The sequence below is a fragment of the Candidatus Krumholzibacteriota bacterium genome (genome assembly GCA_034520215.1).
Taxonomy (GTDB): Bacteria; Krumholzibacteriota; Krumholzibacteriia; order Krumholzibacteriales; family WJIX01; genus JAGHBT01.
The window spans coordinates 397,285-412,942 of sequence record JAXHNR010000001.1 but is presented as its reverse complement, the minus strand read 5'-3'; the positions used below and the strand labels follow the sequence as shown (position 1 = coordinate 412,942).

At 48.1% G+C, this 15,658-nt stretch carries 10 protein-coding genes; 8 read left to right on the top strand and 2 right to left on the bottom strand.

The annotated features are described in order from the left end of the window. Window positions 1-15 precede the first annotated feature (15 nt). Together U5O15_01695 and U5O15_01690 are read right to left on the bottom strand one after the other, a co-directional pair. Entirely contained in the window at window positions 16-819 is an 804-nt protein-coding gene (locus U5O15_01695; GenBank protein ID MDZ7859379.1) for a TIGR02757 family protein, read from the bottom strand. 68 nt (window positions 820-887) lie between these two features. Beyond that, window positions 888-1,400 carry a ferritin gene (locus U5O15_01690; GenBank protein MDZ7859378.1) on the bottom strand — a complete coding sequence of 171 codons (513 nt, stop codon included), beginning with the start codon at window positions 1,398-1,400 and terminating at the stop codon, window positions 888-890. Window positions 1,401-1,948: 548 nt separating this feature from the next. On the opposite strand from U5O15_01690, the gene U5O15_01685 reads away from it, so the two are divergent. From U5O15_01685 to U5O15_01650, 8 genes are all read left to right on the top strand, one after another. Then, window positions 1,949-3,235, top strand: coding sequence for an MFS transporter (locus U5O15_01685; GenBank protein MDZ7859377.1), 1,287 nt, complete (start codon window positions 1,949-1,951; stop codon window positions 3,233-3,235). Window positions 3,236-3,299: 64 nt separating this feature from the next. Beyond that, on the top strand, window positions 3,300-3,755 hold the full coding sequence (locus tag U5O15_01680) for a universal stress protein (GenBank protein MDZ7859376.1): 456 nt from the start codon (window positions 3,300-3,302) through the stop codon (window positions 3,753-3,755). 905 nt (window positions 3,756-4,660) lie between these two features. After that, window positions 4,661-5,998 (top strand): multiheme c-type cytochrome, encoded by a 1,338-nt coding sequence (locus U5O15_01675; GenBank protein MDZ7859375.1) that lies wholly within the window; start codon window positions 4,661-4,663, stop codon window positions 5,996-5,998. Between the two features lie 23 nt (window positions 5,999-6,021). Beyond that, window positions 6,022-7,212, top strand: a complete 1,191-nt coding sequence (locus tag U5O15_01670; protein MDZ7859374.1) for a hypothetical protein — start codon at window positions 6,022-6,024, stop codon at window positions 7,210-7,212. 300 nt (window positions 7,213-7,512) lie between these two features. Then, a complete protein-coding gene (gene wecB, locus U5O15_01665) occupies window positions 7,513-8,646 on the top strand; it encodes a UDP-N-acetylglucosamine 2-epimerase (non-hydrolyzing) (protein MDZ7859373.1) in 1,134 nt (377 codons plus the stop codon). A 2-nt stretch (window positions 8,647-8,648) separates the two neighbouring features. Continuing rightward, window positions 8,649-13,643 carry a DUF2334 domain-containing protein gene (locus tag U5O15_01660; GenBank protein MDZ7859372.1) on the top strand — a complete coding sequence of 1,665 codons (4,995 nt, stop codon included), beginning with the start codon at window positions 8,649-8,651 and terminating at the stop codon, window positions 13,641-13,643. Next, complete coding sequence (locus U5O15_01655; GenBank protein ID MDZ7859371.1) at window positions 13,643-14,929, top strand: glycosyltransferase family 2 protein; 1,287 nt, start codon at window positions 13,643-13,645, stop codon at window positions 14,927-14,929. The genes U5O15_01660 and U5O15_01655 overlap by 1 nt, the downstream gene beginning before the upstream one ends. A gap of 1 nt (window position 14,930) precedes the next feature. After that, window positions 14,931-15,638 (top strand): hypothetical protein, encoded by a 708-nt coding sequence (locus U5O15_01650; protein MDZ7859370.1) that lies wholly within the window; start codon window positions 14,931-14,933, stop codon window positions 15,636-15,638. The last annotated feature ends 20 nt before the right edge of the window (window positions 15,639-15,658 follow it).

Genomic DNA, 15,658 nt, shown 5'->3' with positions numbered 1-15,658 from the left:
GGCCGGGTCTGATATTCAAGCCGAGCCTGAAATCCCTCCACTATCTTCCAGCCCTTTCCGGCCCCACTTTATCCCCGGCCGGGTCAGAGCAAAATCATACTTTACGGGATCTTCCGGAGATATTTCTCTGAATTTCCCTGTTACTTCAAGAACGGTCTTCAGCCCCTTCTGCTTCCGCTCTGTCAATCCCAGGGCTACGGCAATACGGTACATATGTACATCGAGGGGGACGAGTAATTTTGAGGCGGGAACCCGGTCCCATCCCCCCGGGTCTACTCTGTCACGGCGGATCATCCATCTTAGAAATAAATTAAGGCGTTTGCAAGCGCTCTTTTTTCGGGGAGACGGAAGAAGGCGGTTACAGGCAGAATCGACTGCTCCTGTGATTTCATCAACAAAGTGCTCAGCGGCGGTTAAGATATTTTTATCTGATTTATCGTACCCCGAGGCAAAAGCATTTTCAAGCGACCCGTATTTGTTTATCACTTCTTTCATCCCTATAAGCATCGAAGAGAGATCCGCCCCTTTAATCCACCTGTGCTTAAACCCGCTGAATGAATTCATGATACTAAGTGAAGTCGATCTCTTAAGAAAGAGCCGAGGAGAACCTTCCATAACAGAAAGCACACTTCGTACACTCTTTAAGATCTGCCCTACCTGGCCGAAAGCGAGCGAAGAGGCAATAAGCCCGGTCAATTCACGGTCAGCTATATCATCGTAGTCGTACAGAAAAATAAGGGGATCGGGATCTACATATTCAGGTCTGTTATACCTGTAATAGATCTGCTCGAGTTTCTTTTTTAATTCTATATTCCGCATTAATTACAGAGAAACCCCTTCGCGAATTACAGGGAAACCGGCCCATTATTTTAAAAGTGTATGCCCTTCTATTCTTCCCGCTGAGGAGCGATATAAACCCTCGCCATCAGTTCCTTGTCAATCATAAAGAGCCCATTGCCTTTTTCTCCGGCAAGTTTAAGTTTGTCAAGAATATCACTGACGCTTGACTCTTCCTCGATCTGTTCTGAAACAAACCACTGCAGAAAGATCCTTGTAGCGTGATCCTTCTCCTGTATTGCCAGATCCATCAGGTTATTTATAAGACCGGTTACAAACTTCTCATGCTCGAGAGTCTTTTCAACTACCTCAAGAGGTGTTCCGAAGTCTGAAGGCGGCTCTTCTATAGCCTTGAGCTTTACTCTAAGCCCCTGCTCCTGAATATAATCGTAGATTCGCATCGCGTGATCTGTCTCTTCTCGATACTGTATAAAATACCAGTTGGAAAACCCTTTCAATCCTTCTGAATCCAAATAGGATGACATGGAAAGATAAAGATAAGCCGAATACATCTCTTTATTTATCTGTTCGCTCAGAGCTTCGCGCATTTTTTCGCTTAACATTCTTTCAACCCTCCTTTTTTATTATACTTTGAAACAAAGTTTATTCAGCAGGTTCTGCTAACCGGAAAGGAGTATAAAGTACTCCCCAATCCGAGTCAAATAAATTACATTGTGCAGTTCCCCCAATTTTTATAACCTATAAGGTAGTCGATGATTTGTAACAGTATGCGGCTGATTGATATTTTCAAAATCGTGGTCGATTTCCCCAGCGAGGTAATCGCCACTCCCGCCTCGGGCTCGCTCTTTCTGCCCCTTCGGGCCAGAAATCCTTGCCCGCTCGCCACTCGGCGAGGGTTTTGAAAATATCAATCAGCCGCACTCATCAGCAATGAAAGCCCTATTCCACTTACCAATCCTGATAACTGATTGTATCTCGCAATGTTATTCCAATACTTGCCGAATTTTCGGGGGAACTCCAAAATTACATTTAGCTGAGATATATATCTAAATTCTCTTAAAGGGTAAAATTATGTGACCTTCCGGGGCAAACGTATTATAATAATGTCAGTTTAATTAAGCTTATTTATTCTATAGATCAGGGAGGAGAGATGAAACGGACAGCTTTTCCACCGGTATTCTGGGTCGCAAATCTAGTCGAGGTTCTCGAGAGATTCTCCTATTACGGAATATACATGGGGTTCGGTATTTATATGGAGTACCTCGGCTATTCAAAAGCTCAGCTCGGCATAATTCAGAGCCTCTTTCTTCTTATATCCTACACTATTCCCGTTATCTCCGGAACCTTCGCCGACAGATTCGGGTTCAAAAAAGTACTTATCATATCCTATCTCGCATACCTCCCTTCAATCCTTCTCCTGATACTCACGGAATCATTCTCCGGAATCGCCCTCACGATGCTGAGTATCGCTCTGGCAGCGGGAATATTCAAACCTCTCGTCTCTGGCACTGTCCGGGCGGTCACAGACAGATCAAATAAAACAGTGGGATTCGGAATATTTTACGCGATGGTTAACATCGGCGCTTCTTTCGGCCCGCTTATCGCCGGCAAACTGCGCGCGATATCATGGAATCACGCCTTTATCGCCGCGGCCGTATCAATAGGTTTTATGCTCCTTATTACAATATTCTTTTACAAGGAACCGGAGAGGGAAATAGAAGGCGCATCACTGAAGGGAAAATTCGTCGATATATGGACCGCCCTTTCAGACGGTAAATATCTCCTCTTCCTGATACTTCTTGGAGTTTTCTTCTGGCTTCCCTTCTGGGCCTTTTTTAACCTGACAGCAATATATATCGACAAAAGCCTAGACACCGCCCAGTTATATATGAGCATAAAATCGTTGTTCGGCACCTCATTCGCTAATTTTCTCTCCCACAAATCAGAAGACGGCTCATGGAGGCTCCTGGGAGAGACAATAGCCCACACAGGTTATATAATTATGATACTGCAGATCTTCGTCTCCCGTATCGCTGAAAAATTCAGAGCCATCCCCACATTCCTTTTCGGTCTTGTTGTAATGTTCGCGGGATTCTGCGTTATCGGGTTTGCCAATATTTCTGCTCCTGCAATTGTGTTTCTCGGAATCGCTCTCTTCGCCCTCGGCGAAATGCTCTCCAGCCCGAGAATTCAGGAATATATCACGTGGATAGCGCCAAAGGAGAAAGCCGGACTCTATATGGGAACTAATTTCCTATCCACCGGACTGGGAGGAGCTTTAAGCGGAATTACATATACATCGCTCTACGGTTACTTTTACTCAATCGGCCACCCTGATTTCGTCTGGTACTCTCTTGCGGTACACATGATTCTGGGACTGCTCGCTATCCATCTCTTTACGAAAATACTGGGCGAATTTAAAGAACTCGAAGAGTAGATCAGAAAGAAAAATTTGTTGCCCCGGATAAGTAATAGAATAGATTAAGGAAAGGAGAGGTGATATGATAAAAGTCAACAAGATACTGTGTCCCACCGATTTCAGCGAGGCTTCCTACAAGGCGCTGGAGCTAGCCTGCAGCTATGCCGATCATTTTGGCGCTGATCTGATTCTGGCGCACGTGGTCGAACCCATCCCTGCCGCAGTAGCCGGAGGGCCGGAACCGGCCATGGCGTTCGATATAAGCTCCTATGAAAAACATCTCATGGAGATTAACGAGGAACATATCAAGAAGGTGGTGGATGAGAGGACTCCCGACGACATCAATGTTAAACCCATGGTGGTAAGGGGAGACCCCGCGGATGAGATACTAAAGATTGCCGGCGAGGAGGAAGCCGATCTTACCGTCATTGCGGCCAAGGGGCATTCCATGGTCAGGGAACTGCTGTTCGGTTCCACCGCCGAGAAGGTAATCAAACATTCCAAAAACCCCGTCCTGACAGTACGGGGAGAGGAATAAAGACAATAAATATCATACTGTTTTAGATGCCGTAAAATTGATCGGCTCCAATCAGGATATTCAACGCTGCTAAAGGTCAGGGTTGGATAATACCGCCGGCGGTGATGAGATCGTCCTGGATGTGCTTAAGTTTATAACCAGGCTGTCAGTGCAGATCCCCGATTCTATGGAATTACTGCGATCCACCTCCTCCCCGCTATCACCCTCCTCCCCGGCTCTCTGCACCTCTCCGCTTATCTGAAGCGGGGCGGATTCAATGTAAATTGTGTCGCCTCTTGAGAGAAGGTAGGCGAGGTATACTCTGATTTGACCTCACTCCACCCGCACTTTCCCAGGAGTTTCCCCGAAAATCCGGCAAGTATTGTAATAACATTGCGAGATACAATCAGTTATCAGGATTGGTAAGTGGAATAGGGCTTTCATTGCTGATGAGTGCGGCTGAATGATATTTTCAAAACCCTCCGGAGGGCGAGCGGGCAAGGATTTCTGGCCCGAAGGGGCAGAAAGAGCGAGCCCGAGGCGCAGAGCGTACAATTCCCTCGCCGGGGGAATTGACCACGATTTTGAAAATATCAATCAGCCGCATACTGTTACAAATCATCGACTGCCTTATAGGTTATAAAAATTGGGGAAACTCCACGCACTTTCCTTGTTGACAGAAAATATCGAATTTCTTACAATTGGGTTTCCGCAGAGAGTGGAGTAACGCTCGGGATGAGAAGGAGCTCCGCTCGGTCATTCTGCCTACCAAGAGGAAAAGGGACGGAACGGATATTAATTAACAGAGCATCTTTTGATTTCCGAAGTGGTGGATGTCAGCGATGATCCTAGAATATTTGTTTGTATTTAGGTTGCTTTTATGCTAAAAGGAAAATACAGTCACTGGCTTTACTAGGGGGTCATTAATGAAAAAGATAATTTTCCCGTCAATTCTGCTCTGTGCGGTATTGGTCTACTGTCAGCTTATGGGAGGGGAAGAAGCAAAGGGCAGCCGCAGTTACGATGATTACGAAAAGCCGAAAACCTGCGCGAGCTGCCATACCAGTATTTACCGGCAGTGGCGCAATGCCATGATGTCGCAGTCATTTACTCATCACTGGGATGAAATCGAATATTTCGATCTGGCGGTGGAGCACGCAAAGGTGGATCCTTCGATAAAGGACGCGGTGGACGGTTGTAACGGCTGTCACACCCCGATTTCTTACCTCGCCGGTGATATCCCCCCTCCCAGGCCGTCCAAGGGCTCAAGGGCGAACGAGGGAGTAAGCTGTGATCTTTGCCATACCATAACCTCGGTGGAGAAAGATCCCCCGTTTAATTTCAGCTGGGTATCCGAGCCCGGAAGGATCAAATACGGAAGCAAACCGGGTCTGAAATCACCTCACCATACCACAGAATACAACGAACTGTTTACAACGACCGAGGTTTGCGGAAGCTGCCATAATGAAAAGAACCCATTCGGAATCTGGGTCAAGTCCACTCAGATTGAGTGGAAAGAGGGCCCCTATTCAGATGAAGGGGTAAAGTGTTTCGATTGCCATATGCCAAAAGCCAAGGGAAGAAGCGCCAAGATGGCTGAACAGGGTATGATTGCTCAGCATGTATTCCTCGGGGCACACAAACCGGCCAAATTGAGGGGCGCGATCGAAATATCGATGCACGCGCTCGAGACGGAGATTCCATATGACGGCATCGCGGAAATAAAAGTGGAACTCTTCAATGCCAAGGCGGGTCACAAGATACCTACCGGCTCGGTGGAAGACCGCATACTCTGGCTGGAGCTGACCGCCGTGGACGAGGACGGAAAAAAATACAGTCTGCCGGTGGATTTGAAAGGATTCGAAGGGGAAAATTTTACGGTCGCTACTGATGAGCTGGCTTATAAAGACTTGGGTATACCACTGAACAAGCCGGGCTTCAAGGGAGTTCCCCGCGAGGAGGTTCCTGCAGGGGCGCGTATATTCCGGATGCCCTACCTGGATGAGAACGGGGTGATGACCATTATGCAGTGGAATACCAGGAAGCTGGGAGTGGACTACCGGATCGGCCCGCGGGAGACAAAGATAGAAACGTACTCCTGGCCTATGCCAGATGATATAGCGTTCGGGAAGGTGAAGTTAACCGCCACTCTGAATTACCGGAAACTGGTCAAGCCGGTTGCCGAGTACCTGCACGTTCCGGCCGAAGAGAGTGAGATAGATATGATCAATCAGACAAGCACAGAAATTGTTGTTTACCAGTGAGAACTGAAAGAGGAGGGCCGGTCATGAAGAAACAGATGCTGTTTTACCTAATTATTTGCGCGGTTATTATCAGTATGGTCTGGACCGAGAAAGCTGCTCCGATACCTGCCTTCGCCAGAAGATACAAGATATCCTGTAATACCTGTCATAACCCCTTCCCGCGTCTGAAGGAATATGGAGATGAATTCGCGGGTAACGGTTTTATGATCCCCGAGCAGGAGAAAGCCAGGGATTACGTATCGGCCGGAGACGAACACCTGTGGCTGAATCGGGATTTCCCCCTGGCGATGAGATTCGAAGTGTTTTCACTGATAACCCCGGACAAGGATATAACCAATGACCTACAGACCCCCTGGGGTGTAAAGTTGCTTTCCGGAGGTCCTCTGTTTAAAAATGTCAGTTACTATATATATATGTATCTGTCGGAAAGAGGAGAGGTTGCGGGTGTGGAGGACGCTTTTCTGCACTTCGATAACATACTGGGAAGCGGCGTGGATATTCTGGCCGGGCAGTTTCAGACATCGGATCCGCTGATGAAGCGCGAGCTGAGACTTACATTTGAAGATTACCAGATATACGGGAAAAGAATAGGGGATTCGAATACCAACCTTACCTATGACCGGGGATTGATGATGACCTACAGTATCGAGAAAACCGGTACCAACCTGGTGGCTATGCTGGTTAACGGTAACGGTATACCGGAGGCGGGTGAAAACAGGTCCTTCGACCGGGACAGGTTCAAGAATGCCGGATTCCGTCTTACCCAGAGTATCGGAGATTATCTTAGCTTGGGAGGATTCTATTATCTGGGCAGCGAAAAGAACGAATCTCCCGTTACGAATGAAATTACATATTATGGGCCTGATATAGGTGTTACGGTCGACAGGTTTTCCCTGACCGGCCAGTACCTCATCCGCGAAGACACCAATCCGGGTTTTCTCGAAATTGCTGGAGATAGGATCACCACCGAAGGTGTAATCGCAGAGCTGATATTCGCCCCCTATTACGATCGGTCCAGGACTTACTTAACCGTTCTCTACAATCTGGTCAACAGCGACCTGAATACATACGATTACGAATCGGTCGATTACGAATCGGTCACCCTGAGCGGTACTTACCTGCTGGCGAGAAACCTCCGTCTTCTCTGTGAGTACACCAGATTTGTGGAGGAAGAAGAGAACCGGGTAGTACTGGGTGCGGTCTCCGCGTTTTAGCCGCCGGACCCGGACCGGCCTGTTCAGACAGGTGTGCTCATGCACAGTGAGTTTGACGGGTAATGTAATGTATTATTATATTGTGGGCACTTGGGTGCGGCGCTCCTGTCGGCAGCTGCTGAATATGTACGCTTCCTGAACAGATAATTTATCTGTTCCAGGGCATCTTAAACCAATTTTGCTTTAAGGGCTCAACCAGTTTTATATGGACAGATTACATTCCGGCATCGTACAATCCCAGCTGAAAAAAGAAGGTTTATGAATTATTCGGGTTAATTATTCGATTCAGAAGGATACGGTATGAAGAAATTTATTTTTATTTTCGGGACCAGGCCTGAAGCTATCAAGCTTGCACCCTTGATAATAGAGATGAAAAAGAAGAATAAGTTTCATGCTCGGGTCTGTGTCACTTCTCAACATAGAGAGATGCTGGACCAGGCACTTGGTTTCTTTGACATTGTTCCAGATTATGACCTTAATATCATGAAAGGAGGCCAGAGCCTCTTTGAAGTCACCTTCCTGGCACTGAAAGGCCTGGAGCCTGTTTTAGACCAGGAGAAGCCGGATGCTGTAATAGTCCAGGGAGACACCACATCCACCTTTGTGGGTTCACTGGCCGCCTATTACAAGAAGACCAGGGTGGTGCATGTCGAGGCTGGTCTCAGGTCTGGAGATAAATACAATCCATTTCCGGAGGAACAATTCCGAAGAATGGCAGATACCATGGCAGACTGGTGTTTTGCTCCTACCGAATCAGCTGCTGAAAACCTGAGGAAAGAAAATATAGCTGAAGAAAATATCTTTATCACCGGAAATACCGGCATTGACGCCCTCCTGATGACGGTAGCAAAGATTGAATCGGATTCGATGGACCGGAAGCTGGAGGAGAAATTCGCCGGAGAATTTGGGCTTGACTGGAATGGAGACCGAACTGTTCTGGTTACCATTCACCGGAGAGAAAGTTTCGGAAGAGACTTAATCGGCATCTGTGAAGGGATTGAGGAATTGGCAGGGATTACCCCGCATACGAGATTTATCTGGCCGCTTCATCCCAACCCCAGGGTAAACAAGCCGGTCCAATCCCGGCTGGGCTCTGTGCCGAATGTGCACCTGATCCCGCCGCTTGATTACTCCTCTTTCGTGTGGCTGATGAAACGATCCTATCTTATCATGACCGATTCCGGAGGAATACAGGAAGAAGCTCCTTCCATAGGTAAGCCGGTAATGGTGTTGCGGGAAAAGACGGAAAGGCCGGAGGGAATAGAAATTGGAACAGCCCGCCTGACAGGAGTAAATAAGGATAAAATAGTAAAAGACGCTCTTTTGCTTCTTCAGAATGAGTCAGCTTATCTCGAGATGGCCCGCCGGATTAACCCTTATGGAGACGGAAAGGCATCTCAGAAGATTGTAAAAATCCTGGAAAAGAAACTGTAAAAATGAGGATCAGAAGAAGAATATTTATTGCACTTTTTGTTATTATAGCCGTATCCGGAGTGATTATCGCTTTTACATCCTTCGAAGACTGGAAACTGAGCAGGGATGTCAGGAGCTACGTGGAGTCTCCGTCTATCGAACCGAAGCTGCGCAGGACCATGGCAGTCAGATTCGATCCATCTTTCTATTACACCGGCAGAAGGCCTTCGGACTTAGCTCGGGATCTGGCCGAGCGGTGGCACGGAGCGGGAATCAATCTGGTATTCTTCCGGGCCTATGATCCGGCCTATGGAGCTTTCTACCAGACCGATTACATGTTCAACAAAGAGGGCGAATACGGCCGGTATGACCTGCTGAAGCACATACTCGAAAAATGTGGCGAAAAAGGCATACAGGTTTTTGCCTGGCTTCCGGTAATGAACCACGGAGGGGCCTGGAAGGCCAATCCGGAATGGAGAGAGATAAACTCACAGGGTGAGTTCTTTTCGGCCACAGGACTGGAGTATCCACTCTGCGCCCGTAATGAGGAAGCGCAAAAGTGGTGGCGGGGTTTCATCAGGGACCTGCTGGAGAATTATCCCGGGCTCTCCGGGGTGGATCTTTCTGAGCCGGTGGTCAGCTGGAAAAAGGGAGATGCCTGTTATTGCCGATTCTGCCTTGAAGCTGCCGCCGAAACTGATAAAGACCCTGCTGTCCTGAGATCCGAACCATTGACGGAACTGATCAGTCAGAGCATTGAAGAAGTACACTCGCTGGAAAGGGATGTTTCCCTGACATTTGTCGCTACTGCTTCTCGCAACGGCGGCCTATTATCTCTGACTGAGATAAGGCGTCAGACCGGCCTGGACCTGCAATCCATACTGGAGGTTCCCGTGTCCAGCCGGCCGGATTTTATCTGTCCGGAGTTTATCTGGCAGGAGTGGCAGAGCCGTTACAAGACTGGGGAATCTATTTTCACTCCGGAATGGTCTGCGGCCTCCTACCTCGAGTTTACGGAAAAGCTCAGTTCTCCGGTGAAGGTGATACCTCATATTGAAACTACTGATTTCCCGGAGGTTTCAGTGAGCCCGGCTCAGCTTTCAGCTTCGCTCAGGGAGCTCCTTCTTGCAGGCGCTCCCGGCTTTGATATTTACAGCTCCAGCCTGCTGGACAGAAAAAATGGATGGGATGTTCTGAACAGGGTCAGCAGCTGGTTCAGAACCAGGTCGTGCCTGGTACTTTACGATCCCGGTTCAAATATGAACGATGCAATACAGACAGGAGAACTTCTGCGTCATTTTAAAACACGGGTGGAGTTGAAGCCCCTGGACAGCTACCGGAAGGGTATGGCGGAAAATTATGATAATGTATTTTATACAGGCACCGATGGCAGCTCCGTCATTCCGCATTCACTGATCAGGGATATTATGAACCGCCAGTCCACCTTCTGCTGGCTGGGATTCAATACGGATCAAATATTTTCCGAACCGGGTATTTCGGAAAGGACCGGGTTTGAATTTATCGAATCAGTACAGGACAGTTTTGTAAGTGTTGATTATAAAGGACTGTCTCTGGAAAAGAAGGACCCCTGGACCAATGTTATTGAAATCACCGACTCCCTGAAATGCATGGTTCTGGCAACGGCAGTCAACAGAGACCAAAGCCGCCGGGTCCCCTACGCGGTGCGCAGCGGTCGGCGGTTCTGGTTCTTCGCGGATGTGCCCTCCGCGTATGCGGTGGAAGGAGGAAGATTCCTGGTTTTCGCTGACCTCCTCCACGATATTCTCAATGAGGACCATCAGCCGTCAAGCCTGGCCATGGTCAGAATCGAAGATACTCACCCCCTGTCAGACCCCGGCCGGCTTAAGGAAATTGCTGATTTTCTCCACGGGAGGGGAGTCCCCTTCCAGGTCGCTTTTACCCCCTATTATATAAATCCTGATGAAAATCTCCATGTATCACTCAGCGAGAGGCCGGAATTTGTCTCCGCTCTCAAATATATGGTCCGCAGGGGAGGAGCGCTGATAATGCACGGAGTAACCCATCAGAGGTTCCGTGAAACCACTACTGACTACGAATTCTGGGATCCGGTTAATGATTCCCCGGTGCAGGGACAGACATCCGGTATAATGTACAACCGTCTTGAGAAAGGCCTGAAGGAATGCTGGCTCAATGACCTGTATCCACTTGCCTGGGAGACTCCCCATTACGCGGCTTCACAGAAATTTTACTCAGTTGTCAGTGAAGTTTTTTCCCTCGCGATGGAAAGAAGGCAGGCCATCGATAAAAGTGGTACAGACCAATACCTGCCATACGCAATTATGCCGGACAGGTACGGTCAGATTCTGATCCCTGAAAACCTCGGTTATGTTCCCCTGGAAAAACAGGACGCGGCCCAGATACTTGAAAGAGCCGGCAAGATGGAAGTGGTCCGTGACGGCGTGGCATCCTTCTTTTTCCATTCCTTTGTGGAACCGGATGTTCTGAAAAAAATAGTAAAAGAGTTACAGAAGAGAGGTTCGGTTTTTGCCGGGATTTCATCTCTGCCCATCTCAGTAAGAACATCTTCCGGAGTGCTTGTAAGCAAAGGTGATTCAGTCGTCTTAAGGCCGGAATATGCCCTGGGAAGGGAAACCTCACTGTATTTCCCCGGTATTCTGAAATCCCGGAGGGAGATCAATGCAGTGCCCGGAGAAAAGATACTGAAAGAGATTTCTCTGACCCCTGAAGAAATGTACGCTCTATATTTCTTTGATCCTGTTGAAGTAAAGGTGAGGTCTGATGCCGCGGAATCGGATCACAGTGAAGATAGCACTCTCAGTACTCTGCGCAGAGTTGTGAATTTTCAGGGAGAGGAGTCAGTGGTACCCGAAGTGCTGCTGCTTACTGCCGCAACGGCGGATCAGGAGCAGAAGAACGAAAAACTCAGCTACGAGGCGGTTTTTAAGATGGCAGGGATATCTGTTGAACGTCTGGGTGTGGAAGAATTCGAGGAAGTACCGGAGGAATACGATCTTCTTATAATACCACATGCTTCCGCTCAGCGGCTAACCTATAACGGGATGAGACATGTAATAGAATTACTGGAAGAAGGAAGAATATCCCTTATCACCAGTGGATTCAGCCCTCTATCAGATTTTCTGGGAATTGAAAAACTCCAGCGGGAAATCCAGGTGAAGAAGATCGAGGACCCGGTTTATCCGGGTGTTGAAATAGTATGGCCTGAGCCGGTCAGCATTAATATGTTCGAGGCTCCCGTAAACGCGGAGTTCATATACAGGGAAGAGGAAAGCGGAATGCCCCTCGTTGTTTCAGCTTCCAGAGGCAAAGGAAAATACATATTCTCAGGCCCTCTGTTCAATACGGAAAACAAAGGGGGGGTATCAAGGTATCCTCATTTCCTGAAGCATCTTTTCAGAACCCTGGATAAATTGCCTTTGCTCCGCGGAAGGGGGCTGGAAATGTACTTCAATCCTTTCGAACGCGAGGAAATATCAGTGGAAGAGCTGGTAAAATTCTGGAAACGGAGCGGGGTGAAAGTCATTCATGCAGCGGCTTGGCAGGTCTTTTCTGAATGGACATATGATTACACCCGGCTGATAGAACTTGCCCACCAGAATTCCATGCTGGTTAACGCCTGGCTGGAACCTCCCATGGTAAACGAGAAATTCTGGCAGGATCATCCCGAATACCATGAAATAGACGCCGCGGGGAATGATGCCGTTAATAACTGGCGGCACCCTGTAGCTCTTTCGGCCCCGGAAACCAGAGAAGCTGCCCTGGCAGAGTGGAGAGATATGCTGGATTCCTACTCCTGGGATGGTGTAACCGTAAACAGGCTGGGGTTTGAGGGAACCTTCCCTCCCGAACCCCACACTATAACTCCATTCAATTCAGCAGTAAGAAGCCGATTCGAGGAAATAGAGGGGTTCGATCCCATTGAGCTTTTTAACAGAACCTCCCGGTACTACTGGAAGAGTAACAAACACGCCTATAACCTGTATCTTGAATTCCGCCGCAACCTGTCGGAGGAGTACCTGGAGGATCTTCTGCAGATGCTGGAAGATCTTCGAAGGAGAAGAGAAAGATTCTTTGAGATTATTCTTACATATGATGCCACCCGGACAGAGCCGGGGGTTTCCCTCAGTACCGTCAGGGAAATACAAAAGAAACATGACATTCTGTGGCAATATATTCCGGAATCCCCGGAAAGGTGGACAGACTCTCCCTCCCCATTTGATATCATCCAGCTGGAAATAACTGGTTCTGATGGTGGCGGTGGATTTCTACCGGATGCTCCCACCGCATACCCTACAGGATCAGCCCTGTATCAGGTAATAGAAAAACTGGCGGATAACAAACACCGCTGTACCATTTTCTCCGAGAATTCCCTTTATGAAGTGGACACCCAGATCCTGCCTTTTGTCCTGGGTTCGGAGGGGGTACAGATATGGAAAAATAGAAGCCTTTATTTCGAATCCGATAATGGCGGGGAGATACTTTTCGCCGGGGATCAAATTAAAGGGTTGAGAATAGATGGTAAGATCCCGGGGTCCTTCTACAGGAATCGCCTGCTCATGCCCTGCCGGAAACATATCCTTGATATTGAACCCGGCCGAGAAGGACTGCTGGCTCCACTCCGGTCGAAAGCAAGGGTTGTTGATTTTTCAGGAAAGCTGGTAGATGTGAATGTGGGATGGAGAGGAATTTCCGCTGATTACGAAGCCGGCCGGGGCGTGTACATGGTATTGTCTGAAAAGCCGCTGGAAGTATCTCTGGATGGAGAGGAGTATGAGTTCAAACTGGCTGAGGCACAACGCGGCTGGGAAATCTATCTCCCCCCCGGCAGGTCAGAAGTGTCGATTATCACCCGTGGATATTCGGAATTCCTTATCGACTCGATGAGCATGGGGCTGTCGAACCTGATTGTTATTATCAGTGCTGCGGCAATATTGATCCTTGTCATTATCTTACTCTCTGTTCAATTCAGGAGGCTGATAGGGAGGCATAAAGGATAATGGCATTTACAAGCGGGTATCTGGAAGTTCTGTTCCTGGCTGCGGTCCTCATCATATGGGCTATGATTTTTTACCAGCTCTTTTTCATGTTCATGGGCCTGATTTTTTACAGGAAATCTCTGAAGGAAAAGGAGAAACTGGACATTGATAACATTGATGACCTGCCTCCGGTCTCAATTCTCATCCCCGCCCATAATGAGGAGCTTGTCATCCGGGAAACCCTTGACTCGCTCCTTTCCCTTGATTATCCCGCCGGCAGTATGGAGATAATAGTAATAAACGACGGCTCCACAGACGGCACCGCTGAGCTGGTTGAGGAGGTTTCCAGAGGGGAACCTCGGGTAAGGCTTTTCAATGTACCCAGTGATGAATCCGCCAGGGGCAAGCCTCATGCCCTGAATCTAGGTTTCAGGGAAGCCAGGCATGAATACGTGGCCATATACGATGCTGACAATACTCCTGAGGCTTCCTCGCTCCGTTATCTTATTACAAATTTAATTAAATATCCGGAAATGGCAGCGGCATTCGGAAAATTCCGGACCAGGAACCGCCGCAGAAATCTGCTGACCCGTTTCATAAATATGGAAACCCTCTCCTTCCAGCTTATCATCCAGGCGGGACGATCCCAGGCCCTGGGGATATCAATCCTTCCGGGCACCAATTTAGTGATTAAGAAGAGCATAATTGAGAAGTACGGCGGTTGGGATGAGAACGCCCTCACGGAGGACACAGAGCTGAGCATAAGGCTGTTCAGAAGCGGCCACAGGATTAAATTCGTGCCGTATGCGGTCACCTGGGAAGAAGAGCCCGAACAGTGGCGGGTTTGGGTCCGGCAGCGGACAAGGTGGGTAAGAGGTAACTTTTATATATTAAAGAAGTTTCTGATACCGTCTTTGCGCCGGAGAAATTTGAGAGTGATAGCCGAACTGGGATACATCTTTCTGCTTTACTACTCTTTTATCGGCGCAATACTGCTATCCCACTTTTTCTTTATAACCTCCGGCCTGGGACTCATTGCAGTGCATTCACCAGGACCTTACTTTATTGTATGGGTCTGCGCGTTTCTGCTTTTTACTGTGGAAATTATGGTAACCGCAGCCCTGGAGAAGGAGGCATCCGCTGAAAACCTGGCAGTGGTAGCCCTGATGTATTTCACCTACTGTCAGGGATGGATAATACTCATATTCAGAGCCGCTTATCAGGAAATAGTCATGGGCGGGAATGTAATATGGGAAAAGACTCCCAGATTTGCATCTTCCAGCGAAAGAAAGGATGAAAAGAGATAACATGAAAACAGGAAAATACTTACTGGCTTTAATATTTATTTCTGTCTTTATAAACTCCGCGGAAGCTGAGTTGCGGCCCCAGGGAGGGATTGCCAGTTATTTTGGAGCCAATAATTACTTTTCAGTGAATCCATGGGGCGGGATAAGGGTTAATGTAACCAGTAATTCCTCTCTCCTGTTGAATTACCGTTTTTACAGCCTTCAGTTTGATTACACAAATAAGATGGGGGAAAGTTATCTGAGAAAAGCTGAATTGAATAACTTTACCACGGCTCTTTACACAAGAAACTGGGGGCACGATTTTTATGCCGCCGCTTCCATCTTCAGTGGAACCGATGACTATTCCGCGTTTTCGCTGGATCTCGGAACTGAGCTGCACCCGGCTGACCGTCTGGCAATAACTGCCGGAATATATTATCTCAATGAGGATCTGGTTCTCTGGTATCCGGAAGAAGGGTCCGGGAAGATAGATGTGTATTCGGTAAAGGGAGGGTTCAGGTATTCTTTGCTGGATGGACTGTCGCTGGGCCCGACTCTCGAGTTCTACAGGAATTCACAGGAGGTTACTGCCTACTCGGTTGGAGCAATGGTGCAGTTTATTCCAGTTGAGCCTGTGTATGTTAATTTTTCCTATTACTACTACAGTGAGTCAGCACAGTATAAATTTTCGGGTAATTTCTTTTCCGCGGGTCTGAATCTATATTATTGAGATTCTACTTTCAATGACCT